Below are 26,065 nucleotides of genomic sequence, written 5' to 3'. Positions count from 1 at the left end.
TCTTGGCAAAGGGCGAACGCTCCACGCCAAAACGCTTTACACGCTCTGTATTGGGTGAGTAACTATTGGTAGCTGACGCCCTGACAGAAGGAGCCGCGCGCATGCCGGTGAGCTTCACTCAGCACAACGTTGGATCACGCATCGACCGTCGCCTGGCCGGTTTCCTCGAGACCTGGCGAGCTCCCGTCGACGACCCCGACGTCGAGGCGGCGTACCAGTTGCTCACCGACTTCGTCCTCAACGGCGGCAAGCGCGTCAGGCCGCAGCTCTGCTACTGGGGCTGGCGGGGCGCCGGCGGGGGCGACGGCGACGAGATCATCACCGCCGCCGCGTCCCTGGAGCTCTGCCACGCGGGCCTGCTCATCCACGACGACATCATGGACGGCAGCGAGCTGCGGCGCGGCCGGGCCACCGTGCACAGGAGCCTGGCCGGGCTGCACCGCGGCCCGGGCTCGGACGCGTTCGGGCAGGCGGGCGGCATCCTGCTCGGCACGCTGAGCCTGGCCTGGTCCGACACCATGCTGTCGTCGTGCGGCGTGGAGCCGCACCGGCTGCGGGCCGCGCACCACGTGTTCGACACCATGCGCACCGAGGTCATCAGCGGCCAGTATCTCGACGTCCTGGCCCAGCTCCGCTCGGGCGCGAGCGTGGACGAGGCGCTCACGGTGATCCGGTTCAAGACCGCCAAGTACACCGTCGAGCGGCCGCTGCAGATCGGCGGCGCGCTGGCCGGGGCCTCGCTGGAGCTGCTGGAGTCCTACTCGCGCTTCGGCCTGCCGCTGGGCGAGGCGTTCCAGCTCCGCGACGACGTGCTCGGCACGTTCGGCCTGGAGTCGGAGACCGGCAAATCGGCGCTGGACGACCTGCGCGAGGGCAAGCACACCGTGCTCGTCGCGCACGCCGTGCTGCGGGCCACCACCGCCCAGCTCGCCCATCTCAAGAGCTGGCACGGCAACCCGGAGCTGACCGAGGAGCGCGCCGAGGAGCTGCGGCAGATCCTGCGCGACACGGGAGCGCTGGCCGAGGTCGAGGAAATGATCGAAGACCGTGTGCGCGAGGCCGTGACGGCGCTGGCCGCGGCGCGGATGGAGCCGGACGCGGCGAGAGCGCTGGCCGTGCTGGCCGACCAGCTCGCGCACCGCACCAAGTAGAGGGGTTTCCCAGATGGGACAGGTTCTTCTCGCGGCCCCGCGCGGCTTCTGCGCGGGTGTCGAGCGTGCGATCAGCACCGTCGAAGAGGCGTTGAGACGCTTCGGTCCACCGGTCTACGTGCGCAAACAGATCGTGCACAACACGTACGTGGTCGACGACCTCACCCGGCGCGGCGCGATCTTCGTCGAGGAGCTCGACGAGGTCCCCGACGGCTCGCTGGTCGTCTTCTCCGCCCACGGCGTCGCGCCGGCGGTCAAGGACGAGGCGGGGCTGCGCGGCCTGCGGACGATCGACGCCACCTGCCCGCTGGTCACGAAGGTCCACAAAGAGGCCGTACGCATGGCCGAGGCGGGCTACGAGATCGTGCTCATCGGCCACGCCGAGCACGAGGAGGTCGAGGGCACGTTCGGCGAGGCCCCCGAGCGCATCCACGTCGTGGACCCGGCCAGGCCCGACGAGCTGACGGCGGGCGGCTCGCGCCCGATGAGCTGGCTGTCGCAGACCACGCTGGCCGTGGACGAGACCATGCAGGCCGTCGCCGAGCTGCGCAAACGCTTCCCCCAGCTGGTCGACCCGCCCAGCGACGACATCTGCTACGCCAGCCAGAACCGCCAGGAGGCGATCACCAGGATCGCCCCTCGGTGCGAGCTGGTCATCGTCGTCGGCTCCGCCAACTCGTCGAACTCGCGGCGGCTGGTCGAAGTGGCCCTCAACGCGGGCGCGGGGGCGGCGTACCTGATCGACCGGGCCGCCGACGCCGACGAGCGCTGGCTCGACGGCGTGCGGACGGTCGGGGTCAGCTCCGGCGCCTCCGTCCCCGAGCGGCTGGTCGGGGAGTTACTCGGCTGGCTCGCCGCCCACGGATACGACGACGTGGAGCCGGTGACCGTGACCGAGGAGACCCTCACGTTCTCCCTGCCGCTCGAAATCCGATCCACCCGCAACCCCGGCTAGGTCCCAAACCCAGATTGGTGGTGCAGCACGATGACCGAAACGACCAACTCGCCCACACCTGAGGCCGCCAACGGCAACAGCCAGCTCAGCCTCAGCACCGAGGCCGCCAGACAGCTCGCGACCACGACCAAGACGGCGCCGCAGATGCAGGAGATCACCTCCCGCTGGCTGCTGCGGCTGTTGCCGTGGGTGCAGTGTTCGGGCGGTGTGTTCCGGGTCAACCGGCGGCTGACGTACGAGCTGGGTGACGGCCGCATCACGTTCAGCACGACCGGTTCGGACGTGCGGGTCATCCCTGCGGAGCTCACCGAGCTGCCCATGCTGCGCGGCTTCGACGATACGGAGGTGCTGGGGGCGCTGGCCGAACGTTTCGCCCAGCGTGAGGTGGAGGCGGGCGAGGAGATCGTCTCCGAGGGCCGCCCCGTTGACCGGCTCGTGCTGATCGCCCACGGCCGGGTGGCCAAGGTGAGCCGCGGCGCGTACGGCGACGAGCAGAACCTCGGCGTCCTGGCCGACGGCGACTATCTCGGTGAGGCGACGCTGACCAGTGGCGGCAGTTTCGACTTCACCGCGCGGGCCAAGACCAAGACCACCGTTCTCACGCTGTCCCGGCAGGACTTCGAGCAGCTCGCCGACCAGTCTCCCGGCCTGCGCGAGCACCTGGACCAGTGGCTTTCGGCGAGCGGGGAGCACGCCCACAACGACTACGGCGAGGCGGCGATCGACCTGTCGGCCGGCCACAGCGGCGAGCCCGTGCTGCCCGGCACGTTCGTGGACTACGAGCTGAGCCCGCGCGAATATGAGCTGAGCGTGGCGCAGACGGTCCTGCGGGTGCACACCCGGGTCTCCGACCTGTACAACCAGCCGATGAGCCAGCTCGACCAGCAGCTCCGCCTCACCATCGAGGCCCTGCGCGAGCGGCAGGAACACGAGATGATCAACAACAAGGAGTTCGGCCTGCTCAACAACGCCGACTTCAGCCAGCGCATCCGCACCCGCTCCGGCCGCCCCACCCCCGACGACCTCGACGACCTGCTGGCCACCGTGTGGAAGGACCCGGCGTTCTTCCTCGCGCACCCGCAGGCCATCGCGGCCTTCGGCCGGGAGTGCAGCAAGCGCGGCGTCTACCCGCAGTCCATCGAGGCCTTCGGGCACAAGGTGCCGGCCTGGCGGGGCATCCCGATCTTCCCGTGCAACAAGATCCCGGTCTCCTCCACGTACACGACGTCGTTCCTGCTCATGCGTACCGGCCAGGAGAACCAGGGTGTCGTCGGCCTGCACCAGACCGGCATCCCCGACGAGTACCAGCCGAGCCTGTCGGTCCGGTTCATGAACATCAACGAGAAGGCGGTCATGTCCTACCTGGTGAGTGCGTACTACTCGCTGGCGGTGCTCGTGCCTGACGCGCTCGGCGTGCTGGAGGACGTCGAGGTCGGCAGGAACGGCTGAGCGAGGAACCGGACGGCCGGCACCGCCTGCGCGCGGTGCCGGCCGATCACTTACGTGGAGGAGCTGCCATGAGCCAGCCGTTCGAACTGCCGGACTTCTACATGCCGTACCCGGCGCGGCTGAACCCGCATCTCGAAGAGGCTCGCGCGCACTCCAGACAGTGGGCGCGCGACCTGGGCATGTCCGAAGGTTCCGGCATCTGGGAGGAGGCCGACCTCGACGCCCACGACTACGCGCTGCTGTGCTCGTACACGCATCCCGACTGCGACGCCGTCGAGCTCTGCCTGGTCACCGACTGGTACGTGTGGGTCTTCTTCTTCGACGACCACTTCCTGGAGGTCTTCAAGCGCACCGGCGACCTGGCGGGCAGCAAGGCGTACCTCGACCGGATCGCGCGGTTCATGCCGATGGGCGATGACCTGACCATGCCCGAGCCCACCAACCCCGTCGAGGCGGGCCTGGCCGACCTGTGGGTGCGTACGGTGCCCAGCAGGTCGGCGGACTGGCGGGCGCGCTTCGCCGAGAGCACCAGAAACCTGCTGAACGAGTCCCTCTGGGAGCTGGCCAACATCAACAGGGGGCGGGTGGCCAACCCGGTCGAGTACATCGAGATGCGCCGCAAGGTCGGCGGGGCTCCCTGGTCGGCGGGGCTCGTCGAGCACGCGGTGGGCGCCGAGGTGCCCGCCCGGCTGGCCGGGACCCGGCCGCTGCGGGTGCTGAAGGACGCCTTCGCGGACGCGGTCCACCTGCGTAACGACCTGTTCTCGTACGAGCGGGAGGTCGGGGACGAGGGTGAGCTGAGCAACGGCGTGCTGGTGCTGGAGAGGTTCCTGGGGTGCGGCACGCAGGAGGCCGCGGACTCGGTCAACGACCTGCTGACCTCGCGGATGCAGCAGTTCGAGCACACGGCGCTGGGCGAGCTGGGCCCGCTGTTCGTGGAGTACGGCGTTGACCCGCTCACCGCGGCCGGCGTGCTGGCCTACGTCAAGGGGCTGCAGGACTGGCAGTCGGGCGGGCACGAGTGGCACCTGCGCTCCAGCCGGTACATGAACAAGCGGGTCGCCGCCCGCAAGCCGCTGGGCATGCCGTCGATCGTCAACATGCTGGGGGCCAAGCGGCTGCGTAACTTCACGTACGTGCCGTACCAGCGGGTGGGGCCCTCGCGGATCCCCGACCTGCCCATGCCGTTCCAGGTCCGGCTGTCGTCCCATCTCGACGCCGCCCGGCGCAACACCGTGGCCTGGTGCGGGGAGATGGGGATGCTCGACTCGACCCTGTGGGACGAGCAACGGCTCGTCGACCTCGACCTGCCCCTGTGCACCGCGGGCCTGCATCCGGACGGCAGTCCCGAGGAGCTGGACCTGGCGTCGTACTGGATGGCGTGGGGCACGTACGCGGACGACTACTTCCCGGCCGTCTTCGGCCGGTCCCGCAACCTCGCGGCGGCCAGGATCGCGGTGGAGCGGTTCTCGGCGTTCATGCCGCTGGACGGCTCGCCCGCGCCGACGCCCGCGAGCGTGCTGGAGCGGGGCCTGGCCGACGTCTGGGCGCGTACGGTGGGGCCGATGCCGCCGGAGGGGCGCCGCGAGCTGCGCGAGGCGGTCGAGAGCACGTGTCTCGCCTGGCTGTGGGAGCTGGGCAACCAGTTCGCCAACCGCATCCCCGACCCCGTGGACTTCGTCGAGATGCGCCGGCAGGCCGCCGGCAGCGAGCTGACCATGAGCTTCAGCCGGATGCGGCACGGCCGGCGGCTCCCCCGTGAGCTGCGCGAGAGCGGGCCGATCCGGTCACTGGAGAACACCGCCGCCGACTGCGGGACGCTGATCAACGACGTCTTCTCCTACCAGAAGGAGATCGAGTTCGAGGGGGACCTGCACAACGGCATCCTGGTGGTGCAGCACTTCTTCGACTGCGACTACCCGACGGCGCTCGGCATCGTGACCGACCTGCTGGACTCTCGGGTGGGCCAGTTCCAGCACATCGTCGAGCACGAGCTGCCGGTCGTCGCCGACGACCTCGACCTCGACGCGGACGCGCGGCAGGACCTCGACGCGTTCGTGGACGGGCTGCGTAACTGGGTGGCCGGGGTGTTCCACTGGCACCACCACTGCTCCCGGTTCGACGAGGCCTCGCTGCTCCGCCACAACCGGGTGCCCGAGCGGCGGCTGGGCGGGCCGACGGGCCTCGGCACCTCGGCGGCCTACGCGGGCAGGTGATGGGTGCGGGGCTCGTAGAACCAGCCCATCATGCGGAGCAGTCGCCGCTGGTACGGCGTGACATTGTGCAGGCGGATCCACCGCTCCGCGGGCGGCAGCGTGGGCATGACGAGCACCCGCAGGCCGGAGACGTCGATGAAGGTCAGCTCGCCCGTGTCGACGACGATGTACGCGCCCTGGCGGCACCCCGCCAGGGTGTCGGCCACCGCGGGGCTGTTGGAGGCGTCGATCTCGCCGACCAGCGCGACGGCCGGCGGTCCGGGCGCAGCGCGCACCGTGATCGTCAGCTGCCCATCCTGGTAGAGCAACCGCTCTTGGACGCTCACGCTCTTCGCCCCCCAACACGCACGCTCTGGGGGTGTAATCCGGTCTCTGGCAAATAACCAGAACCCAGGTTACACGAAGTATGTTTGGCTATGTAATTTTCGCCGGAAAATGACCGAATTACGGGGAAATTATGAAGGGCACGGCATGGCCGTGCCCTTGACTGCTGCGAAAGATCCGACTCGGACGGTGCCGCCCCGGCCCGGGGAGCGCTCCGGCAAGGTGCCGCCACGGGTGCCGCCACAGGGGCCGTGGCTACCGGAGCGCCCTCACGTCAGGCGTACGCGCTCAGTTGTTGTCGCCCACGTGGGACTGGTTGTTGAGCAGGTTGATGTCGAGGTCCTGCAGGTGACCGATGGTCGCGGCGTCGATGTACTTCACGGAGTCGTTGAGGACGTCGTTGGCCAGCGTGAGGTCGTCGAGCAGGCTCAGCTGACTGAGGATCTGCTGCTTCTTGTTGAACGCGTTGGGGCCGACGTCGGCGGAGGCGCTCGTGGCCGAGAACCCGAGCAGGCAACCCGCGATCGCTGCACCAGCGAGAATGCGACGCATCATTTCTTGTTTCTCCTTCGTCGGAATTTGCGCGGGATGCGCGTCATCGTGAATCACTCGCACCGGGCTGCGAGATTCCAGGAATACCATTTCGCGGCGCCGCGACGGGCCGCAACCCGACTGTGCCAATCCGGAGTCAAATGCGCGCACCAATTCCTTGATTGTTGATCATGGATCGTCCGGATATATACGACAAGCACGCATTTGCCCTGGGGTGGCGTGGGGGCAGTTTTTCAGCTTATGGCCATACGGACCCCCCGTATGGCCAAAGTCCGTTTTATCGCTATACAGAAGGAGGAATGCTATCGGGGGAACGGGCCGGCGGAGGCGGGTCGACGGGAGCGCTGAATATGTCATGAATGGAACACGGCGGCTGCTGCCAATAGCACTGGCACCGATGATTCTGTGCGCGGTTCCGGCCATTCCCGCGATGGCCCGGCGATCGGCGAGCGGGGCGATCGCGATGCGTGCGGCGATAGAGATGATCGGCGTCCCGTACTCGTGGGGCGGCGGCGGCGTGAACGGCCCCGGGTTCGGCACCGGAAGAGGCGCGAAGACGTGGGGATTCGACTGCTCGGGGCTCGCGGAATACGCGTGGGCGCGGGCGGGGGTGTCGATCGGCTCGACCACGCGGGAGCAGTGGCGCTCCGGGATCCGGATACCCAAGGAGCGGGCGGAGCCGGGGGATCTGGTCTTCTTCGACAGCGACTCTCACAGCCCCGGGCCCGAGCACGTCGGCATCGTCGTGGACGCGACGCGGATGGTGCACGCCCCGTACACCGGGCAGTCCGTCCGGGTGGACCCGCTCGGCAGGCGTACCTTCCTCGGCGTGGTCCGGCCGAGCGACACCTGGATGAACGGCCACGCGCTGAGCTCCGCGGCCTCGGACGGCGGCGACGCCCCGAGCTCCGCCGCCGTGAACGGCCACGCGGCCCAGGTCGTCCTGCAGTGATCGACCTGGGCCGCGGGACGGAGAGCTCGGTGCGCACCGGGCCCGTGCCGTGGGTTCGCGAACGTCCACGGCCCGTTTTCGCGGTTCACCTCAAGGCACCAGGAAGACGACCTTGGCCGGGCGGAGTCCCTCCCGGGAACCGCCGATCGGCTTCCTGCCTACGCCACGAGAGGAGCCGTCAGTTGTTGTCGCCCGTGTTCTCCTGGTTGTTCAGGATGTTGGCATCGATGTCCTGCAGGTGGAGGAGGGTCAGGATGTCGACGTACTTCACGGAGTCGTTGAGGACGTCGTTGAGCGCGGTCAGGTCGTCCAGGGCGCTCAGCTGACTCAGGATGGATTGCCCGCTGTTGTGCGGGTTGGGGCCGACGCTGGCCGAGGCTCCCGTTGCGGAGAGACCGAACGCGGCGGCCGCGATTGCTGCACCGGCCAGAATGCGACGGATCATGTGTGGTTTCCTCCATGGAACGGCGCCGGAATTCAGCGCCTAGTCGTTTGTGCAGGGCTGTGAGGTGCCGGAAATAACCATCGCGGCAGGCGGCCGGAACTGCAACTCAAAAAGCCCACCTCGAAGTCAAGGCGGCACCTCGCATTCTTGGCACGGAGTTTTCCCGCCCGTCGCCGAAACGGGACTCACGCGCAGGGTTCGAAGCCCTTTTGGCGGGATTCATTTTGGCCCGTCGCGCACCCGATGGGCCGAACCTGCACTGTCGTTTAGGAAACGATCACCCGAAACTTGAGAAGCCCCCTACGCCTGCCGGCGTACCCGGAGAGCCCTCCGGAGGCTGACGTGCCGGGCGAACAAAGCGTCGATGATGGCCGGCGAGTTCACTCAATGCGGAGGTGAGATCGATGCGGCCGAGTATCCGCAAGACGGTCATGGTTATCCATGTCATCGCGTCCGTCGCGCTGGTCGGAGAGGTGTGGGGCCTGGTCGTGCTGAATACGGCGGCGGCCCTGACAAAGGACGCCGGACTGGCGCACGCGGCCTATCGGCTGATGCCCGCCTTGGTCTTCGCGGGCGGCATACCGCTCAGCCTCATCGCATTGATCAGCGGCATCACACTGGGGCTGACCAGCCATTGGGGGCTGTTTCGCTATTACTGGGTGGCGGCCAAGCTCGTGCTCCTGGTGGCCGTGATCTGCGTGGGCATGTTCCTGTTCGACCCCGAGGGAATGGCGGCCGCCACCGAAGGCGGCGCCGCCGTCCCCGCCACTCGCCAGTGGGGGCAGGTGGCCGCACTGGGGACGCAGATCGCCATGCTGATGACCGCGACCACGCTCTCGGTCTTCAAACCCCGCCGCAAACTCCGGTGACGGCCGGGTGGGTGGCGTGATTCAAAACGACCATGAATTCCGCCCCACCCTTCGCACCCGCCGCACCCCGGCGCCGGGCTCGGCCGCACCACGTCCCGCCGACGCGGCGCTCCAGGACGCCGGGGTGCTGTCCGCGGGCGGCGGCAGGGGCCTACGAGGGGGTGGTGAGGCGGTCGAGGGTGGTGGAGAGGAGGTGGAGGGCGGCGAGGCAGTCGCGGGCCGCGTCCACCCCCATCTCCGCCACCAGCCGATCGGCGAAGGCCTGGTGGCCGGGGTTGATCTTGGCGACGGCCGCGCGCCCGGCGGCCGTGGGCTGGAGGAGCTTGGCGCGCCGGTGCGCCGGGTTGGGCTGGTATTCGGCCAGCCCCCGCTCCACCAGCAGGTCCGCGATCCGCTGCACCCCCTGCCTGGTCATCCCCATGACGCGGGCCACCCCCGCCACCGGGAGCGGCTCCCGCAGGACCGCGCCGAGCACCTGCCACCAGGCCGCCGTCATCCCCGCCGGGCGGGCCAGCCCTTCGGCCACCTGCAGGAACTGCCCGTTGAGCCGGAACGACCCCAGCGCCAGGCCCGAGAGCAGCTCCCCCGTATCGGTCATGCCGCCATCAACACCCCGAACGCCGCCGGGTCGCTGCTCGCGAACAGCCGGAACCACGCGTCCAGCACCTCAGGACGGTAGATGTCGAGGCGGCGGAAGATCTCCCGCGCGAACGCCACCGGCTCCGTGGGACCCGCCGTGATGAGGTCGCCCCCGAGCACCGCGTCCCGGTCGAGGTAGTGACCGGCGCCGGCGTAGCCCTCCTGCGCCTCCAGATATTGCACCACCGCGCTCGTGTGATCACGCGAGTCCAGGAGCCCTTCGCGGGCGAGCCCGGCGGTGGCGCCGCAGATGGCCGCCACCGGCACCCCCGCGTCCAGGAACTCCCCGGCCTTGGCGGCGAACGGCGCCAGCGACGGGCCGGCGTCCCACAGGTCGGCCCCGGGCAGGATGAGCAGCGCGCTGGAGGCGGGCGAGAGCTGGTCGAGCGCCAGGTCCGGGGTGACGCGCAGCCCGCCCATGCTGACGACGGGATCCGTGGTCAGCCCCACGGTGACGATCTCGAAGCCGCCCGGCTCGCGCTGGTAGCGCCCGTTGCGGAGGTGCGTGGTCGCGTGACCGGTCTCCCAGTCGGCGAACGTGTCATAAACGGCGTGGTGCACGATTCCCTTCATGACAACATCCTGTCATTTCGACAACATGCTGTCAATGGACAATCGTGGGAGGATACCTCTCATGGCAGAGATCGTCGGCGGGGGACGTCCGGTCAACGACGCCGAACGGCGGGTGATCGCTTATCTGCGCGACCAGGCACCCGCCGACTGGCTGCTGCTGCACAACATCGAGGTTCCGCGCGGCCACGACGTCTTCGAGGTCGACCTGATCGTGCTGACCGGCCACTCGATCGTGGTCGTCGACGTCAAGGGCACCAGGGGCCGCATCGAGGTGTCGGGCACGCGCTGGTTCCCGCCGCGCAGGGAGGCGTTCGGCTCTCCCGTGGCCAAGCTGCGGGGCACCGCCAAGGCGCTGAAGGGCCTGCTGGTGTCCAAGGCCACCCAGCTGGAGCGGGTCTACGTCGACAGCCTGGTCGTGCTCTCCTCGCCCGACGCCGAGCTGATCGACCCGGCCGGGCGCGACGCGATCAACGTCACCGACCTGCCCCGCCTGCTCGCCACGCTGAGCGACGTCTCCAGGGTCAGGCGCGGCTGCAGCCCGGACACCAAGCCGTACCTCACCGCGATCCTCGACGCGCTCAACCAGAGCGTACGCCGCAGCACCGCGCCGCCGAGGTTCGGCAACTGGGAGGTCGAGGAGCAGCTCGGCGGCGACACCAAGATCACCGAATACCGCGCGTTCAACGCCACGCTGCCGGGCAGCGAGACCGTGCTGCTGCGGGTCTACCAGGCCGACCCGCTGGCCGACCACCACGCGCGGGCGGCCGAGCGGCAGCGCATCGCCAACGCGTACCAGACCCTGGCCAGGATCCCCCCGCACCCGTGCGTGGTGCGCTCGCGCGACTTCTTCGCCATCGACGACGAGAGCCGGTTCGTGCTGGTGCTGGACGACGTGCACGGCGAGACGCTGCAGCTGTCGCTGGGCAAGGGCGCCCGGCTGGGCGTGATCCAGGACCTGCTGCGCGGGCTGGCGCACGCCCACGCCCACGGCGTCGTCCACCGCGCGCTGACCCCCGCCTCCGTCCTGGTGACCGACGACGGGCACGCGGTGCTGACCGGGTTCGACTACGCCAAGCCGGGCCCGCGCAACTACACCGTCGCCCACGAGCTGGGCAACGTGCTCGACGCGCACTACGTGGCGCCCGAGTGCCAGGAGCGGCCCGACCTCATGACGACCGCCTCCGACGTCTACGCGGCCGGCGCCATCGCCTACCAGCTCCTCACCGGCCAGTTCCCGACCAGCGCCGACGCCCACGGCCCCGACGTGCCGGAGGTCGTGCGCCGGATGCTCGACCACTCCCCGGCCAAGCGCCCGACCGCCGCGGAGGCCCTTGACTCCCTTGAGGGCGCCCCGCTCCAGGAGTCCCGCCTCAAGCGACTGGTACGTCGTCTAGTGTCCCGATCATGACTGTTCGCCTGCGTCCTGTCGAAGAGGACGACCTGTCCTTCCTGCACCGGCTCACGAGCGACCCCGGCAGCTCGGGCGAGTTCCAGTGGTACGGCTTCCAGAACCCCCATCGCATGCGCACGCGCTGGCAGGAGAACGGCATGCTGGGCGACGACGGCGGCATCCTGATCATCGCGAACGGCGACGAGCAGGTCGGCTTCCTGTCGTGGAGCAAGCACGTCGCCAACCGCGCCAGCTACTACTGGGAGATGGGGCTGATCGTGGCGCCGGAGCACCGCGGCCAGGGCCACGGCACCGAGGCGCAGCGGCTGCTCGCGCGCTACCTGTTCGACCACTCGACGGCCAACCGGATCGAGGCGTCCACGGAGATCACCAACGTGGCCGAGCAGCGGGCGCTGGAGAAGGCGGGGTTCACCCGCGAGGGCGTCATCCGCGGCTCCGGCTTCCGTGCCGGGGAGTGGCACGACGGTGTGCGATACAGCATGATCCGCTCCGACCTCGGCGGAAGGATCTAGACGGGGAGGCTGCGGCGCAGCTCGCTGGCGTGGCTGAGATAGGTGCGCGCCAGCCCCGTACGACCGGCCGAGCGGTACAGCTCGCCCAGGAGCTGCGTGGAGGAGGCCGCGCCGCTGAGGTCGCCGAGCTCCTGGAAGATCTCCAGCGACCTTTCGAGCCCGGTGGAGGCCCGCGCCAGGTCACCGCGCGCCGCCTGCAGCCCGGCCAGGCTCTGCAGCGCGTACGCCCCGCAGTGCCGGTCCCCCAGCGACTCGAAGATCTCCAGAGCGTGCTGGTGGAACGACATCGCCTGGTGCAGGTGCCCCATCTGGAGGCACACGCACCCCTCCCGATGGGCGTCCCCCAGCTCCTGGGCCAGCCGCATGGCCTGGCCGAGCGACTCCGACGCCTGCTCCAGGTCCCCCGACTTCAGGCAGGCCCGGCCGATGGCCTGGCGGGCGAACGCCTCGCCGTGCCGGTCGCCGGTGGCCACGAAGATGGCCAGCGCGTTCCTGAAGTGGATGAGTGAGTGCGCGGGCCGGCCTCTGAACTGGCTCACCGCCCCGAGCCCGCAGATGGAGGTGGCCTCGGCCCGCCGGTCGCCCAGGTCGCTGAATATCTGGCGGGAGCGGGTGAAGCCGTCGGCCGCCTCCTCGTAGCGGTCCTGGTAGAGGCTGACCTGCGCCAGGCCCCTGAGCATGGCGGCCTCGCCGTACCTGTCGCCGGCCACCCGGGCGGCGGCCAGCGCGGCCGTGTGGGTGCGCCGCCAGGTGCCGAGATGGCAGTGCAGGTCGAGGTACGGGACCATGGCGGCGGCCAGCCCCCACGCCGACTCAGCGAGGCCCGACCCGGCCGCCAGGTCCACCGCCCCGGCCAGCGCCTCGTGCTCGGCCTCGAACCACGCGACCGGGTCGGCCGTCAACCGGTCGAGGGTGCGGTCGGGCAGCCGCCAGCGCGGCGCCCGGGCGGCCGTGAGGCTGAACACGGTGGTCGGCAGCCGCGCCATGGCGTGCTCCGCGGTCGCCGTCCACGCCGCCAGCACCCTGCCCACCGCGTCCAACCGGCGCCCTCCGAGAGGGCGTTCGAGCGCGTGACGGCCGATGAGGTCGGGGACGCGGTAGCGCGGCTGGCCCACCGCGTCGGTGCCGACCAGGTCCAGCAGGCTGACGTCCACCAGCAGGTCGGTCACGTCGTCGGCCCCGTGCCGCCCGAGCGCCGCGTCGACCACCCACCCGGGCTGCGCGGACGCGCCGAGCAGGCCGAACGTCGCGAGCGTACGAGCGGCCTCGGCGGGCAGGCGCGCGTACCCGCCGTCGAAGCTGGTCCGCACGTCCCGTAACTCGCCGAGCCAGTCGTCCGCCAGCCGCTGCCTGAGCACCGACAGCGACCACCCGGGCCGGGCGGCCAGGCGCGTGCCCGCGTTCCTGACGGCCAGCGGCAGCCCGCCGCAGGCGGCCACGATGGCCAGCGCGGCCTCGCGCTCCCGGGCCACCCGGTCCCCGCCCGCGATGGAGCCGAGCAAAGACAGCGCCTCGTCGGGCGCCAGCGGTCCGAGCTGGACCAGCACCGCGCCGGGCAGCTCGGTGACGCGGCGGCGGCTGGTGACGATCACCGCGCTGCCGTCGCCGGGCAGCAGCGGGCGCACCTGGTCCGCGTCGCGGGCGTCGTCGAGCAGCACCAGCATCGGCCGTTCGGCCAGCAGCGACCTGAACAGCGCGGACCGCTCGCCCACGGTCGGCGGCACGCCGGGAACGCCGAGCCCTCGGAGCGCCTCGGCCAGCAGGTCGCCCGGCTCCCGCAGGCCGAGCTCCAGGTGGAGCTGCCCGGCGGGGTAGGCGCCGCACAGCGCGTGCGCCGCGTGCACGGCCAGCGCCGACTTGCCCGAGCCCGGCGGCCCCGAGATCACCGCTACGGTGAACGGCCGGCCCAGCGCGGCCACCTCGCCGGCCCGGCCGGTGAAGTCGGGAAGGCGGGACGGGAGCTGGCGGGGCACGGCGGGCAGCGCCTCGTCCGCCAGGATCAGCTCGTACGCCCCGCGCAGGTCGGCCCCCGGCTCGACGCCGAGCTCGTCCACGAGCTGGGCCCTGACCGTGGCGTAGGCACGCAGGGCCTCGGCCTTCCTGCCGCCGCTGTGCAGGGTCAGCACCAGCCGCCCCCACAGGTCCTCGCGGTACGGGTGCTCGGCCAGCAGCCCGCGCAGCTCGGACACGGCCCCGTCGTGGTCCCCGCGCTGGATCCGCCGGTCGATCAGCGCCTCGGCGGCCCACAGGCGTACCCGGTGGAGGGGTTCGAGGCGGCGGTCCCAGACGGGGCTGCCGGGCAGGTCGGACAGCGGCGCCCCGCGCCACAGCGCGAGCGCCTCGGCGAACTCGCCCCGGTCGACCAGGGCCTCGAACTCCAGCAGGTCGAGCGCGCCCGCCCCCACGTCGATCGCATACCCGACCCCGTCGGCCCGGAGGAGCGCGGGCCCGAGGTCGGAGCGGAGCGAGCTGACGTACGTACGGAGGTTGGCCTGGGCGGAGCGCGGTGGGCGGTGCGGCCAGAGCACGTCGGCGAGCCGATCGGCGCCGACCACGCGGCCCGCGTCGAGCAGCAGCGTGGCCAGCAACATACGGGGCTTCCTGCCGGAGATCCGGACGGGACGGCCATCGCGACGGACCTCCAGCGGCCCGAGCACATGGAAGGTGACCGGCACATCGGCTCCTCTACGGAGGTCTGACAGCTTCCTGTATCGGTTCTGGACGATTCCTGTGCGCTTTGTCCAGACCCTGGTCTCAGAGATCCCACGGGAAAGGATCACCCCATGAAGCTCGGCGCAGCAATGGTCGCGGGCCTCGCCTTGTTACTCAGCCTCGGTACGACGTCAGTCGCCGCGGCCGACCCCGTGCCGGGGGCGGACGCGCAGATCCTGGCCACGAACTTCCAGCTCCCGTTCCCCTGCAACCAGACGTGGACGGGCAACTCCAGCAACAGCAGCGCGCACCAGTCGTGGGAGATCGACTTCAACCGGGGCAGCACCGCGGACGCCGACCTCGGCGACACCGTGGTGGCGGCCGCGGCGGGAACCGTGGTGATCTCCGCGCACCAGGGCTCGACCAACGGGTACGGCAACCTCGTCAAGATCGACCACGGCGGCGGCTGGACCTCGTACTACGCCCATCTGAACTCACGTACGGTCAGCGAGGGCCAGGCGGTGTCGCAGGGCCAGCAGATCGGCACGGTCGGCAACACCAGCAAGCCGGGCAACAACATCAGCCCTCACCTGCACTACGAGGTGCGGCTGGGCACCAACTACCCGGACAACATCCAGAAGGCCGTCTTCAACGGCGTCACCTTCGGCTACCCGCAGCAGTCGGTGACCTCCAAGAACTGCGGCAACCCGCACACCCCGACGGAGGTCTGCGGCTCGGGCTACGACGTGATCGACTCGGCCACGCTCGGCAGTGACGGCGCTGTCTACCTGCTCTACAACTCCTCCAACGGCAACAACTGCGTGACGACGCTGAAGTACAAGAACGTCGGCACGGCCACCGCCACCACGGCCTACCTGGAAGTGGAGGGCAGTACGAGGAAGACGGACTCAGGCAACTTCGCCTACTACGCGGGACCGGTCATCGCCTCGGCGTCCGGCAAGTGCGTCAAGTGGGGCGGCAAGGCCGGCGCCTCGACCTACGACAGCCCGCTCGAACACTGCGATTGACGATGCGGAGGGGTCGGGTGGAATGCGCCCGGCCCCCTCATGCGTGAACCGTGCCCAGCACGTCTATGACGTAGAGCGACGGCCGGTCACCAAGGCCGGAGACCGCGACCCGGCTCCCGACCTGCCGGCCCACGAGCGCGCCCAGCCAGCCGTCGGGGACGTCCCCCTCCTTCAGCGTGTACGCGCTCGGCCCGCCCCTCCGGTAGGACGAGTCCACGACCGTCCGCTCGGGCCATGACGCGGCCACGTACTGGACCACCACCTTCGAACCGGCGAGGACCTCCTCGCCGGAGCCGGCGATGAGCGTGCGGGGCGGCGAGCCCGGCCCGAGGTCCGCCGGGACCACCGGCAGGGTGCGGCCGACCAGCCGGGCGTCGGGCGGGTAGCCGCCCAGGACGTCGAAGATCAGCACCATCGTGTCGGCGGGCGCGAGATCGGTCAGCGTGAGCGGCGCGTCCGGGCCGAGGGCCTCGCCCGCCTGGCTGACCAGCATGATCCGGCTGCCCGCGGACCGGCCGATGAGCGCCTGCCGCCAGGTCTCCGACACCCGCCTGCCGTCGAAGACGACCGAGGTGGGCTGGTGGCCGTCGTACGTGCTCAGATACGGCCGGTTGCCCGACCACCGCCGGATGTCCACGTCGGCGAGCACCACGTCGCCCGGCAGCGTGCGCCGTCCGCTGCCCGTCGACAGCACGGTGATCCGCGGCGTGCGGCCCGGGCTGCCCTTGGGTATGGCCACGACCGGCTTGGTGCCGAACGCGCCTGTGACGACGGGCTGCGTGCCCTCCTCGGCCAGGCCGCACGAGGTGGCGAGCATGAGCACGGCCGGCAAGAACAGGCGCACGATATCCTCCATGGCCTCACGGCCGGTGGTCCGAACGTGTTACTTGCCGCAATGGGCAAAAGCAAAGCTGCCGGTCTCGCCATCTCACGACAAAGGCGCGGGAGACTTGAGGCCATGAGCAAGCCCAATCTGGCGCGCAGGGTCGCGGAGGCGGCCGAGATCGCGCTGACCACGCGGAAGTACGTGACGTTCATCGACGTGGTGACGGGCCTGCGCTGGCTGCACTCCAGGCACGTGGACATCTGGCGGCAGGGCCGGGCCGGCACGCTGGCCGAGCTGGCGGCCGTCGACGAGGACCGCCTGCTCGCGACGGCCGGCCTGCTGCGGGAGTGGGCGCTGGCCAAGGGGCTCAGGCCGGTGGACACGCCGTACGTGGCCGGCACCCGCGACCGCCGCGAGCTGCGCTTCACCTCCGGGGACGGGCAGGAGCCGTTCCGCGTGCACTGGCTCTCGCCGGACCTCAGCGAGGCCAGGGTCCGCAAGCTGAGCGAGCCCAAGGTGCCGGACCTGGTGGCGGTGGCCCCGCTCGACGCCTGGACGTGCGCCTCCTGCGGCGACACCGGCCCCTACCTGATCATGGAGGAGGACCGGCCGCACTGCCTGACCTGCGCGGACATGGACCACCTGGTGTTCCTGCCGTCCGGAAACGCCGCGCTCAGCCGCCGCGCCAAGCAGGAGAGCGGCCTGTCGGCGGTGGTCGTGCGGTACAACCGGCGGCGCAAGGTCTACCAGCGCGTCGGCCTGCTGGTGGAGGAGGCCGCGCTGGCCGCCGCCGAGGAGCGGTGCCTGGCCGACGAGGAGGTACGCGAGCGCCGCCGCGAACGCGACCGCGACCGCAGGGCCGAACAGGACGTCGACTTCCAGGCCAGGATGGCGGCCGAGATCGCCAGGCTGTTCCCCGGCTGCCCCCGGGACCGGGCCCAGGAGATCGCCGAGCACGCCGCCCAGCGCGGCAGCGGCCGGGTGGGCAGGACGGCGGCGGCCAAGGCGCTCGACGAGAACGCCATCACGCTGGCGGTCATCGCCTCCATCAGGCACCTCGACACCGACTACGACAGCCTGCTCATGTCGGGCGTTCCCAGGATGGAGGCCAGGGACAGAATCAGGGAACGCATCGAGCGCAAACTGGAGGAGTTCCGCGGATGAGCGACTGGCACGACGTACGGGAAGAGCTGCGCACCTTCGCGCTCCGGCTGCCCGAGGCGCACGAGGACCACCCGTGGGGCGAGACCGTCATCAAGGCGAACAAGAAGGTCTTCCTCTTCCTCGGCATCGACGAGCAGACCGAGAAGTGGGACCCGATGTTCAGCGTGAAGCTGGTCTCGGAGGCGCACGGCCACGCGCTGACCGTCGAGGGGGCGGCGCCCACCGGCCACGGGCTCGGCAGGGCCGGGTGGGTGACGGTGCCGTTCCTGTCGGAGCTGCCCGAGACGGAGGTGCTGCTCGACTGGGTGGAGGAGAGCTACCGGGCCATCGCGCCCAAGCGGGCGGTCAAGCAGCTGGACGAGAACCCGGTCAGGTGACGGCCAGGCGCGCGGCGTACCGCTCGTCCCGCCACAGCTCCTTGTCCAGCACCTCGAGCAGTGTGGCCGCCGCGTCGTACACGTCGGCGTAGCCGATGTAGAGCGGCGCGAAGCCGAACCTGAGGACGTCCGGCGCGCGGAAGTCCCCGTGCACGCCCCGGTCGATCAGCGCCCGCATCACCGGGTAGCCGTGAGGGTGGCGGAAGCTCACCTGGCTGCCCCGGGCGGCGGCGTCGGCGGGCGAGACCAGCTCCAGCGCGTCGCCGACCAGGTCCACGAAGAGCGAGGTCAACGCCATGCTCTTGGCCCGCACCTGATCCATCGGCACCCGCTCCCACACGTCGAGCGCCGCCTCCAGCGCCGCGAACGACAGCACGTGCGGGGTGCCCACCGCGAACCGCCGAATGCCCTCCGCCGGGCGGTAGCCGGTCTCGAACGCGAACGGCTCGGCGTGCCCGTGCCAGCCGGACAGCACGTTCTCGGCAGCGGCGTGGTGGCGCGGGTTGACGTAGAGGAAGGCGGGCGCGCCCGGCCCCGCGTTGAGATACTTGTACGTGCACCCCACCGCGAAGTCGGCCCCCGAGACGTCCACGTCCATGGCCCCCACGCTGTGGCACACGTCCCAGACCATCAGCGCGCCGGCCTCGTGCACCCGGGCGGTGACCGACGGCACGTCGTGGCGGGCGCCGGTGCGGTAGTCGACCTCCGACAGCAGCACCACGGCCGCGTCGTCGAACCGCCCCTGCGCGAAGTCGCGCACCTCGTAGCCGCCGAGCAGCCCGGCCAGGCCCTGGACCATGTAGTGGTCGGTGGGGAAGTTCCGGACGTCGGAGACGATCACCCGGCGGTCGGGACGCAGCCGCAGCGCCGCGGCCACCGCCTGGAAGACCGCGATCGAGGTGGTGTTGCCCACCACGACCTGCCCGGGGCCCGCGCCGATCAGCGGGGCCAGCCGGTCGCCCGCGGTCAGCGGCTGCGCGTACCAGCCGGCGTGGTTCCAGCCGCCGACGAGCTGCCTGCCCCACTCGTCCTCCACCGTCTGGCGCACCCGTTCGGCGGTACGGCGGGGCAGCGCGCCGAGCGAGTTGCCGACGAGGTAGACGACCCCCTCCGGCAGCACGAACTCGTCCTTGAAAGCCCGCAGCGGGTCGTTCGCGTCGAGGGCGAGGCACTGGTCGCGGTCCACGATTCACTCCTGTCGCGGGGGGATGGTGGCGATTATCCGGTTCACGCCATTCTGGTACTCGCGGACATACCAGTTCTGCACCGGGTTGTGGGTGGCGTCCAGCCGGAACGTCCCACGCGGGCCGCCCAGCTCACCCACCGCCGCCATTCCCCCGTTCGCGGACAGGCCCCGGTCGATGAGCCGCATGGCGTCCCAGCCCTGGAGCGCGACCGCGGACGGGTTCCTGCCGGTCTTGGCCCGCCACCGGGCCACGAACGCGGCGTTGTCCGGGTTGTACAGCGCGGGCGAGTACATGCCGACGGTGGTGATGCCCTCGGCCTCCCGGCCGACGGCCCGCAGCACGTCCTCGTCCGTGAGGTTCTGGCAGCCCAGTAACGCGATCTCGGAGGCGTGCTGGCGGTACCCCTTCAGGAACTCGACCGCCTCTCCCCCTGCGTAGAACGCGTACAGGAGCTTCGTCCCGGGCGGGATCCGCGCGAAGTACGGCTCCAGGTCGGTGACCCTGCCGTAGGGCGTCAGGATGCGTTTGAGGGGCTGCTCGCCGTATCCCTCGGCGAAGCCCCTGAGCGTTTCGACGCCCGCCGAGTAGTCGGAGGCCATGAGCACCACGCCCTCCTTGCCGTACCGCTCGGCGGCATACCGGCCGGCCGCGTAGCCGTGGTCGCGGTTGGTGTACGACACGCGGAAGACGTTCGGTCCGCCCAGCGCGTCGGCGCCCGCGTTGGCGATCACCACGGGCGTGCGGCCCGCCACCTTGACCACCGACTCGGCGACGGGCGAGGAGAGCAGCCCGGTGATCACGTTCACGCCCTCGTCCTCGATGAGCCGCCTGGCCTGCTTCTGGCCCTCCTCCGGGTTGCCCGCGTCGTCGGCGACCACCAGCCCGGCCGGGCGCTCGCCCAGGCGTCCGCCGTGGTCGTCCAGGTAGAGGCGCATGGCGGCCTCCATGTCGTCGCCGAGAGCGGCGTACACGCCGGTCTGCGAGATGATCGCGCCGACCTTGACCGGGGGATCGCCCTCGGCCATGAGCGGCGCCGTCCCGCCGCAACCGGCGGCCATCAGCACCACCAACCCCAGGACGGATACGCGCACGGCTCACCCCCGGCAGGTCATGACCGCTCCTGCGGGCGGTAGGCGACGGCCTGCATCTCGATGAGCAGGTGGGGGTGCGGGAGCTGGTGTACCGCGACCGTGGCCCTCGTGGGCCCTTCCTCGTCGAAGAACTCGGCGTAGACCTCGTTGTAGCCCGTGAAATCGTTCATGTTGACCAGATACGTGGTGATCTGCACGAGGTCGCCGAGCGAGCCTCCGGCGGCCTTGAGGATGTCGCCGATGTTCTCGATGACCGCTCTGGTCTGTGCGCGGATGTCCAGGTTCGTCGCGCCGTACGTGTCCACTTCCACGCCCACGAAGGTGCCGTCGGTGCGCCGGCAGTTCGTGCCCGAGACGTACAGGAGGTCGCCTGCCTGCTTGACGTGCGGGAACCTGCCTCGGGGAGTGGCCTTGCCGGGCACCAGGAGCCCTTTGGTGCGTTCGATCACTTGGCGAACACCGCCCGGACGGAGCCCAGCCCCTCGATGCGCGCCTCGAACTCGTCCTGCGGGCCGGCGGGCACGACCGGGCCGAGCGAGCCGGTCAGCACCACGTCTCCGGCGCGCAGCGCGTAGTCGGTGCGGCCGAGCCGGGAGGCGAGCCAGACGGCGGCGTTGAGCGGGTTGCCCATGACCAGCTCGCCGGAGCCGGTCGAGACCTCCTCGCCGCCCCGGGTCATCGTCATCCGGGCAGCCCGCAGGTCGAGCCCGGCCAGCGGGACGGGCGTGCTGCCCAGCACGAACGCGCCGGCCGAGGCGTTGTCCGCGACCGTGTCGGCCAGCGTGATGTCCCAGTCGGCGATCCGCGAGTCGGCGATCTCGATGGCGGGCAGCGCGAACTCCACGGCCCTGAGCACGTCGGCGGCCGTGAAGGGCCCGCCGGCCAGGTCCTTGCCGAGCACCAGCGCGACCTCGGCCTCGGCCCGCGGCTGCAGGAAGGCGTCCACGGGCACGGGGAGCCCGTCGCAGTAGGACATGTCCGCGAAGAGCATGCCGAAGTCCGGCTGGTCGATGCCGAACTGCCGCTGCAGCATGACGTTGGTCACGCCGATCTTCCTGCCCACCAGCCGCCGCCCCGCTCCGAGCGCCCGCCGCGTGTTGATCTCCTGGATGGCGTACGCCTCGGCCACCGTGCCGACCAGGTCCCTGATCGGCGGGCACGGTTTGCCGGAACTCGCGGCCTCCGCCAGCCGGTCGGCGACCTGGGACCGCGCGTCCACGGCCTCGGACCATTCGTCATGCATCGGGCTGCTCCAGTTTGATGGTGATCGTGGTGGGTTGAGAGTAGAAGTCGAGTGACTGGACGCCGCCCTCCCTGCCGATGCCCGACAGCTTCATACCGCCGAACGGGGTGCGCAGGTCACGCAGATACCAAGTGTTCACCCAGACGAGCCCGGCCTCCAATCGCTGCGCCACCCGGTGGGCGCGGTCGAGGTTACCCGTCCAGAGCGTGGCGGCCAGGCCGTACTCGCTGCCGTTGGCCAGATCGACCGCCTCGGCCTCGCTGTCGAAGGGGGCGACATGGCACACGGGGCCGAAGATCTCTTCTCTGTTGAACCTCGACCACTCCGACAAGCCTGCCACCACAGTTGGTTCCACGAAATATCCGGAATCGCGGTTGTCGCAGAACGTGGGGACGCCACCCCCCGTGAGCACCTTGGCTCCCTCCGAGCGGGCCAAGGCGTAGTAGGAGAGCACCTTCTCGCGGTGCTCCTTCGAGATCATGGGCTGCGGCTCGAACTCCTGCGCGCGGGCCGCCAGCCGGGCGCAGAACTCCTCGAAGATCGACCGCTGCACGTAGACCCGCTCGGTGCACAGGCACACCTGCCCGCCGTTGGTGAAGACCGACTTCGCGGTCCCCTCGACGGCCCGGTCGAGCCGGCAGTCATCGAAGATCAGCCCCGCGTTCTTGCCGCCCAGCTCGAACGAGATCGGCTTGACCCGGTCGGCCGCCGTGTTCATGATCGCGGTGCCGGTCCTGGTGGAGCCGGTGAACGACACGGCGTCCACCCCCGGGTGCTCGACCAGGAGGTGGCCGGAGGAGCCGTACCCGAAGATGATGTTGACGACGCCGGCGGGCAGCCCGGCGTCGGCGCAGATCTCGGCGAAGACCGCCGCCGAGCCCGGCGTGTGCTCCGACGGCTTGACCACCACGGTGTTGCCGGCGACGAGGGCGGGTGCGAGCTTCCAGGTCATCAGCAGGAACGGCAGGTTCCACGGGACGATCACCGCGACCACGCCGAGCGGCCGTCGCACGGTGTAGCTGAGCACCCCGGACAGATGGAAGGCGTCGTCCGGGCGCTGGGCGGCGATCTCGGCGAACGCGCGGAAGTTGGCGATGCCGCGCGGGACGTCGAGCGTGCGGGTCTGGTCGATCGGCTTGCCCGTGTCGGCGATCTCCGCGTCCACCAGGTCGTCGAAGCGGGACTCGATGCCCTCGGCCAGGCGCCGCATCCACCCGGCGCGCTCGCCGACGGGCAGCGCCGCCCAGTCGCGGGCCGCCTCCCTGGCCGCGCGCACCGCCCGGTCCACGACTTCGGGGTCGGCCTCGTGCACCTGTCTGATCACCGCGCCCGTCACGGGGTCATGGACGGGGAACGTCTTACCCGCGCCCACCGGCTCGCCACCGATGAAATGCGTCAGCACCACACTCTCCTCTACTTCCCTGTATAGATCGCTGGTCGATCGGCGGACAACGGGTGCGTCGGGACCTTTCTGATCGCATCGTCTCCCCGGAACGCGGCCCGCGCCATGCGCGATGCTGTTGCACATGCGAACCAGAACCGATCAGGTGGCCGCCCACGACGGCGGCTTCGACGTCCATCTGTGGTTCCCCGACGCCGGGACGGGCCCCGGCATCCTGCTCGTCCAGGAGATCTACGGCGTGGGGCCCTACATCGAGAAGGTCGCCCTGGACCTGGCCTCGCGCGGCTACGTGGTGGCCGCGCCGGACCTGTTCTGGCGCCTGCACCCCGGCTGGCTGGGCGAGCACACCCCCGAGGGCACGGAGGCCGCGATCGAGCTGGCCGGCCGGTTCGACTTCGCGCAGGGGGTGGCCGACTGCGCGCTCACGGTGGCCCACCTGGGCGAGCTGCCCGAGGTGGCGGGCGGGGTCGGCGCGGTCGGGTTCTGCCTGGGCGGCTCGATCGACTACATGCTGGCCACGCAGGTGGAGCTGGCCGCGGTCCTGTCCTTCTACGGCTCCGCCGTGCCCGACGCGACCGGGCTCATGGACCGCGTCACCGCGCCGCTCCTGCTGGTCTTCGGCGGCAGCGACCCGTTCATCCGGCGCGACCGGGTGGCCGTCGTCGAGCAGGCCGCGCAGGGCCGGCCGAACGTGGTCATGCACGTCGAGGAGGAGGCCGGGCACGCCTTCCACAACAGCGAGGCACCGATGTTCCACCACCCGGAGGCGGCCGCGCGCACCTGGGAGGTGGCGCTCACCTTCCTGTCCGAGCACCTGCCGGTGACCCTGTCCAGATAGACATCTTCCGGTACCCCTAGATCATCGCCATTATGGGCGGATGGCGCGGACGTGGGAATTGTGGGGAAACGTCATTATTGCTGGTACTTTTGCACTTCCCCTGGCCTTGCTAGCAATCTTGCTCCTCTCCCGTCACCGCGCCCGCGCCGGCCACCCGGCACCGCTGCGCACGTCGATCGCCGACGTCGGCATAGCGGTCGGCACGGCCCCGTGGATCTGGATGACCCTCACCCCGCGCAACGGTCAGACCGGAGTCAGTCTCGTCCCGTTCAAAGATCTTGCCGACCTGGTCAGCGCGCCGTGGGACGCGGTGTTGGTGCAGGTCGGAGGCAACCTGCTGGTGTTCGCCGCGCTCGGCGCGCTGCTCCCGGTACGCAGCCGGGCGATGTCCTCTCTCGCGCGCGTTGCGGCGGTCGCGGCCGCGTTTTCGGTCATCGTCGAGGTCCTCCAGTACGCCTTGCGACTAGGCCGTTTCTCCTCCGTCGACGACGTGCTCATGAACACGGCAGGCGCCGTGATCTTCGCTTTGGTTACTCGGCGCTGGTGGGCCGATCGGATACCGGCCGGGACCGTTCCACGGTAACGGTCTGCTAAAACCCGCCGGAATTCACCACTCGGGCACGATCCGCTCAAAAGAAGGCCGCGACCAACCTTTCCATCTGTGCGATCGTGGACAAGACGGGGCAAGTTCTCTGGAGACGCCACAACCTGGTTGGTGACAGAGGGTGATCAAAGTTGTCTGAATCCCCGGTACCCCACGAGCCCCCTATCTATCGCCGCATCGCCGACGGCCTCCGCGCCCGGATTCTGTCCGGCGAACTGCGCGACGGGGACCGACTACCGGGCGAGAACGCGCTGATGGCCGAATACGCAATCGCACGAGCCACCGCCAGGCAGGCGCTTGCCGTACTGATCAACGAGGGGCTGGCGGTGCCCAAACGAGGTTCGGGGGTATACGTGCGGCTGTTCAAACCGATCCGCAGGCACGGCTCACGCCGCCTGTCGAGAGAGCAGTGGGGTCAGGGGCGGGCCATCTGGGACGCCGACACGCGTGGCCGGCCTTTCACGGTGGACGGGGTGGAAGTCGTGTTGGAGCGAGCCGGCGAGGAGGTGGCGGGCGTCCTCGAGAGCGGCGAGGTATGGGTACGTCGCCGCCGCTACTCGGTCGACACCAGACCCGTGCAGCTGGCCACCTCGTATTTCCCCGCGCACCTGGTCGAAGGCAGCGCGATCACCCTCGCGGACACCGGACCCGGTGGCGTCTACGCCAGGCTGAGCGACCTGGGCGTCTCCCCCGCCCACTTCACCGAGGAGGTGCGGGCCAGGATGCCGTCACCCCGCGAGATCGCGATGCTCGACCTGCCGGGGGGCACGCCGGTGATCGTGATCGCCAGGACCGCCTACACGTCGGGCGGGGTGCCCGTCGAGCTCAACGAGATGGTGCTCGACTCCGCCGCGTACGTACTCCAGTACGACTTCGATGCCTAGTTTGTCAGGGAAGGTGACCCTGTCCGGCACGATCATTGTGTTCTCTAGAGAAGTACCGCATCGTCGAAGGAGATGGAAACCTCGCCTGGGGCCGGGAAAGGCGAACAGCGATGTCCTTTGATCGGCATCTTGCCGAGATTGCCCGGGAGTACCCCCAATGGACCATCTGGCGGAGCGACGCGGGCCGCTGGTGGGCCACGAGACACCGTCCGCTCAACGCGGCGCAGCGCGATGCGGGATGTGCGATGACCATCGACGCGGACGACCCGGACGGCCTGCGCGGCCGGCTCCGGGACCAGGAGAAGCGGGCCGGCGGGCAGCACCCGCGGGCCGGCCCCGCACCTCCATGACGCCGGTCGTGGCGCGTCCCACGGCCGGCGCACAAGAGCAGCCCGGTGCCGTGTCCAGCGTCTCGGCGGCCCCGGCACCGGGCCACCAGGACAGGAGGGGCCACTGACGCGGAAGCCTCCGACCCGATCGGGGGCGGGGGCTTCCGCTCCGTGGACCGCCTGCACCGCCGGGCCGCGCACCCCTTCCCCAATCGCGCGGCCCCGCGGCTCTCACCGCCCGCTCGGCTGTGGGGCGGTCCCAGCCGGGGGGGGCCCCCCCCACCCCCGCCCCCCCCGGGGGTGGGGTACTTTTTTACCACGGACAGGCCGACCGCGTGGGTTTTGGGGTGGTGGGGGTGGCCCCCCCCCCCCACGGGGGTGTTATAAAAACA

At 70.4% G+C, this 26,065-nt stretch carries 26 protein-coding genes; 14 read left to right on the top strand and 12 right to left on the bottom strand.

Going from position 1 to position 26,065, the window contains the following annotated elements; translation table 11 throughout:
* Positions 1–101: 101 nt before the first annotated feature.
* From ACIHFD_RS22370 to ACIHFD_RS22355, 4 genes are all read left to right on the top strand, one after another.
* Positions 102–1,151, top strand: coding sequence for a polyprenyl synthetase family protein (locus tag ACIHFD_RS22370; protein WP_397368524.1), 1,050 nt, complete (start codon positions 102–104; stop codon positions 1,149–1,151).
* 13 nt (positions 1,152–1,164) lie between these two features.
* The gene (locus ACIHFD_RS22365; protein WP_350723657.1) at positions 1,165–2,106 is read left to right on the top strand and encodes a 4-hydroxy-3-methylbut-2-enyl diphosphate reductase; all 942 of its coding nucleotides are present in this window, start codon (positions 1,165–1,167) and stop codon (positions 2,104–2,106) included.
* A 30-nt stretch (positions 2,107–2,136) separates the two neighbouring features.
* On the top strand, positions 2,137–3,555 hold the full coding sequence (locus ACIHFD_RS22360) for a family 2B encapsulin nanocompartment shell protein (protein ID WP_397368523.1): 1,419 nt from the start codon (positions 2,137–2,139) through the stop codon (positions 3,553–3,555).
* 68 nt (positions 3,556–3,623) lie between these two features.
* Positions 3,624–5,771 (top strand): germacradienol/geosmin synthase, encoded by a 2,148-nt coding sequence (locus ACIHFD_RS22355; RefSeq protein WP_397368522.1) that lies wholly within the window; start codon positions 3,624–3,626, stop codon positions 5,769–5,771.
* On the opposite strand, the gene ACIHFD_RS22350 is transcribed toward ACIHFD_RS22355, so the two are convergent.
* Positions 5,756–6,097: an STAS domain-containing protein gene (locus ACIHFD_RS22350; RefSeq protein WP_350723662.1), complete on the bottom strand. Its 342-nt coding sequence runs from the start codon at positions 6,095–6,097 to the stop codon at positions 5,756–5,758. The two genes, ACIHFD_RS22355 and ACIHFD_RS22350, sit on opposite strands and share 16 nt — an antisense overlap.
* Positions 6,098–6,383: 286 nt before the next feature.
* Positions 6,384–6,650: a hypothetical protein gene (locus tag ACIHFD_RS22345; RefSeq protein WP_363977835.1), complete on the bottom strand. Its 267-nt coding sequence runs from the start codon at positions 6,648–6,650 to the stop codon at positions 6,384–6,386.
* A gap of 460 nt (positions 6,651–7,110) precedes the next feature.
* Between ACIHFD_RS22345 and ACIHFD_RS22340 the strand changes: the two genes are divergently transcribed.
* Positions 7,111–7,599, top strand: coding sequence for a C40 family peptidase (locus tag ACIHFD_RS22340; protein WP_397368521.1), 489 nt, complete (start codon positions 7,111–7,113; stop codon positions 7,597–7,599).
* 178 nt (positions 7,600–7,777) lie between these two features.
* Here ACIHFD_RS22340 and ACIHFD_RS22335 read toward each other — a convergent pair whose 3' ends face one another.
* Entirely contained in the window at positions 7,778–8,044 is a 267-nt protein-coding gene (locus ACIHFD_RS22335) for a hypothetical protein (protein WP_350723666.1), read from the bottom strand.
* A 404-nt stretch (positions 8,045–8,448) separates the two neighbouring features.
* Between ACIHFD_RS22335 and ACIHFD_RS22330 the strand changes: the two genes are divergently transcribed.
* On the top strand, positions 8,449–8,913 hold the full coding sequence (locus ACIHFD_RS22330) for a hypothetical protein (protein WP_397368520.1): 465 nt from the start codon (positions 8,449–8,451) through the stop codon (positions 8,911–8,913).
* A gap of 151 nt (positions 8,914–9,064) precedes the next feature.
* Here the strand turns inward: ACIHFD_RS22330 and ACIHFD_RS22325 are convergent, their stop codons facing one another.
* Both ACIHFD_RS22325 and ACIHFD_RS22320 read right to left on the bottom strand, forming a co-directional pair.
* Positions 9,065–9,511 carry a MarR family winged helix-turn-helix transcriptional regulator gene (locus tag ACIHFD_RS22325; protein ID WP_397368519.1) on the bottom strand — a complete coding sequence of 149 codons (447 nt, stop codon included), beginning with the start codon at positions 9,509–9,511 and terminating at the stop codon, positions 9,065–9,067.
* Positions 9,508–10,125 (bottom strand): type 1 glutamine amidotransferase family protein, encoded by a 618-nt coding sequence (locus tag ACIHFD_RS22320; protein WP_363977825.1) that lies wholly within the window; start codon positions 10,123–10,125, stop codon positions 9,508–9,510. Before ACIHFD_RS22320 ends, ACIHFD_RS22325 begins: the two co-directional genes overlap by 4 nt.
* Positions 10,126–10,186: 61 nt before the next feature.
* Between ACIHFD_RS22320 and ACIHFD_RS22315 the strand changes: the two genes are divergently transcribed.
* Entirely contained in the window at positions 10,187–11,533 is a 1,347-nt protein-coding gene (locus ACIHFD_RS22315; protein WP_355193631.1) for an NERD domain-containing protein, read from the top strand.
* Positions 11,530–12,048 (top strand): GNAT family N-acetyltransferase, encoded by a 519-nt coding sequence (locus ACIHFD_RS22310; RefSeq protein ID WP_397368518.1) that lies wholly within the window; start codon positions 11,530–11,532, stop codon positions 12,046–12,048. The genes ACIHFD_RS22315 and ACIHFD_RS22310 overlap by 4 nt, the downstream gene beginning before the upstream one ends.
* Here ACIHFD_RS22310 and ACIHFD_RS22305 read toward each other — a convergent pair.
* Positions 12,045–14,723 (bottom strand): BTAD domain-containing putative transcriptional regulator, encoded by a 2,679-nt coding sequence (locus tag ACIHFD_RS22305; protein ID WP_397368517.1) that lies wholly within the window; start codon positions 14,721–14,723, stop codon positions 12,045–12,047. The two genes, ACIHFD_RS22310 and ACIHFD_RS22305, sit on opposite strands and share 4 nt — an antisense overlap.
* Positions 14,724–14,831: 108 nt before the next feature.
* Between ACIHFD_RS22305 and ACIHFD_RS22300 the strand changes: the two genes are divergently transcribed.
* On the top strand, positions 14,832–15,728 hold the full coding sequence (locus tag ACIHFD_RS22300; protein WP_350723678.1) for a M23 family metallopeptidase: 897 nt from the start codon (positions 14,832–14,834) through the stop codon (positions 15,726–15,728).
* Between the two features lie 37 nt (positions 15,729–15,765).
* Here ACIHFD_RS22300 and ACIHFD_RS22295 read toward each other — a convergent pair whose 3' ends face one another.
* Positions 15,766–16,572: an FKBP-type peptidyl-prolyl cis-trans isomerase gene (locus tag ACIHFD_RS22295; RefSeq protein WP_397368516.1), complete on the bottom strand. Its 807-nt coding sequence runs from the start codon at positions 16,570–16,572 to the stop codon at positions 15,766–15,768.
* Between the two features lie 114 nt (positions 16,573–16,686).
* Here ACIHFD_RS22295 and ACIHFD_RS22290 point away from each other — a divergent pair, with 114 nt between their 5' ends.
* Positions 16,687–17,718: a DUF2293 domain-containing protein gene (locus tag ACIHFD_RS22290; RefSeq protein WP_397368515.1), complete on the top strand. Its 1,032-nt coding sequence runs from the start codon at positions 16,687–16,689 to the stop codon at positions 17,716–17,718.
* Positions 17,715–18,095: an MmcQ/YjbR family DNA-binding protein gene (locus ACIHFD_RS22285; protein WP_397368514.1), complete on the top strand. Its 381-nt coding sequence runs from the start codon at positions 17,715–17,717 to the stop codon at positions 18,093–18,095. Before ACIHFD_RS22290 ends, ACIHFD_RS22285 begins: the two co-directional genes overlap by 4 nt.
* Here ACIHFD_RS22285 and kynU read toward each other — a convergent pair.
* The 5 genes from kynU to ACIHFD_RS22260 are packed head-to-tail and all read right to left on the bottom strand — an operon-like array spanning position 18,088 to position 23,018.
* Complete coding sequence (gene kynU / locus ACIHFD_RS22280) at positions 18,088–19,284, bottom strand: kynureninase (RefSeq protein WP_397368708.1); 1,197 nt, start codon at positions 19,282–19,284, stop codon at positions 18,088–18,090. The genes ACIHFD_RS22285 and kynU overlap by 8 nt on opposite strands.
* Positions 19,285–20,373: an ABC transporter substrate-binding protein gene (locus ACIHFD_RS22275; RefSeq protein ID WP_397368513.1), complete on the bottom strand. Its 1,089-nt coding sequence runs from the start codon at positions 20,371–20,373 to the stop codon at positions 19,285–19,287.
* 17 nt (positions 20,374–20,390) lie between these two features.
* Positions 20,391–20,822, bottom strand: coding sequence for a RidA family protein (locus ACIHFD_RS22270; protein WP_397368512.1), 432 nt, complete (start codon positions 20,820–20,822; stop codon positions 20,391–20,393).
* Complete coding sequence (locus tag ACIHFD_RS22265) at positions 20,819–21,616, bottom strand: 2-keto-4-pentenoate hydratase (RefSeq protein ID WP_397368511.1); 798 nt, start codon at positions 21,614–21,616, stop codon at positions 20,819–20,821. The genes ACIHFD_RS22270 and ACIHFD_RS22265 overlap by 4 nt, the downstream gene beginning before the upstream one ends.
* Positions 21,609–23,018 (bottom strand): aldehyde dehydrogenase family protein, encoded by a 1,410-nt coding sequence (locus ACIHFD_RS22260; protein WP_397368510.1) that lies wholly within the window; start codon positions 23,016–23,018, stop codon positions 21,609–21,611. Before ACIHFD_RS22260 ends, ACIHFD_RS22265 begins: the two co-directional genes overlap by 8 nt.
* Before the next feature lie 124 nt (positions 23,019–23,142).
* Between ACIHFD_RS22260 and ACIHFD_RS22255 the strand changes: the two genes are divergently transcribed.
* From ACIHFD_RS22255 to ACIHFD_RS22245, 3 genes are all read left to right on the top strand, one after another.
* The gene (locus tag ACIHFD_RS22255) at positions 23,143–23,856 is read left to right on the top strand and encodes a dienelactone hydrolase family protein (protein ID WP_397368509.1); all 714 of its coding nucleotides are present in this window, start codon (positions 23,143–23,145) and stop codon (positions 23,854–23,856) included.
* Positions 23,857–23,896: 40 nt separating this feature from the next.
* A complete protein-coding gene (locus ACIHFD_RS22250) occupies positions 23,897–24,439 on the top strand; it encodes a VanZ family protein (protein ID WP_397368508.1) in 543 nt (180 codons plus the stop codon).
* 152 nt (positions 24,440–24,591) lie between these two features.
* Positions 24,592–25,344, top strand: coding sequence for a GntR family transcriptional regulator (locus ACIHFD_RS22245; protein ID WP_363977789.1), 753 nt, complete (start codon positions 24,592–24,594; stop codon positions 25,342–25,344).
* The last annotated feature ends 721 nt before the right edge of the window (positions 25,345–26,065 follow it).

This window comes from Nonomuraea sp. NPDC051941, from assembly GCF_044593615.1.
The sequence above is the reverse complement of the archived record's forward strand: the minus strand, read 5'-3'. Positions and strand labels throughout refer to the sequence as shown.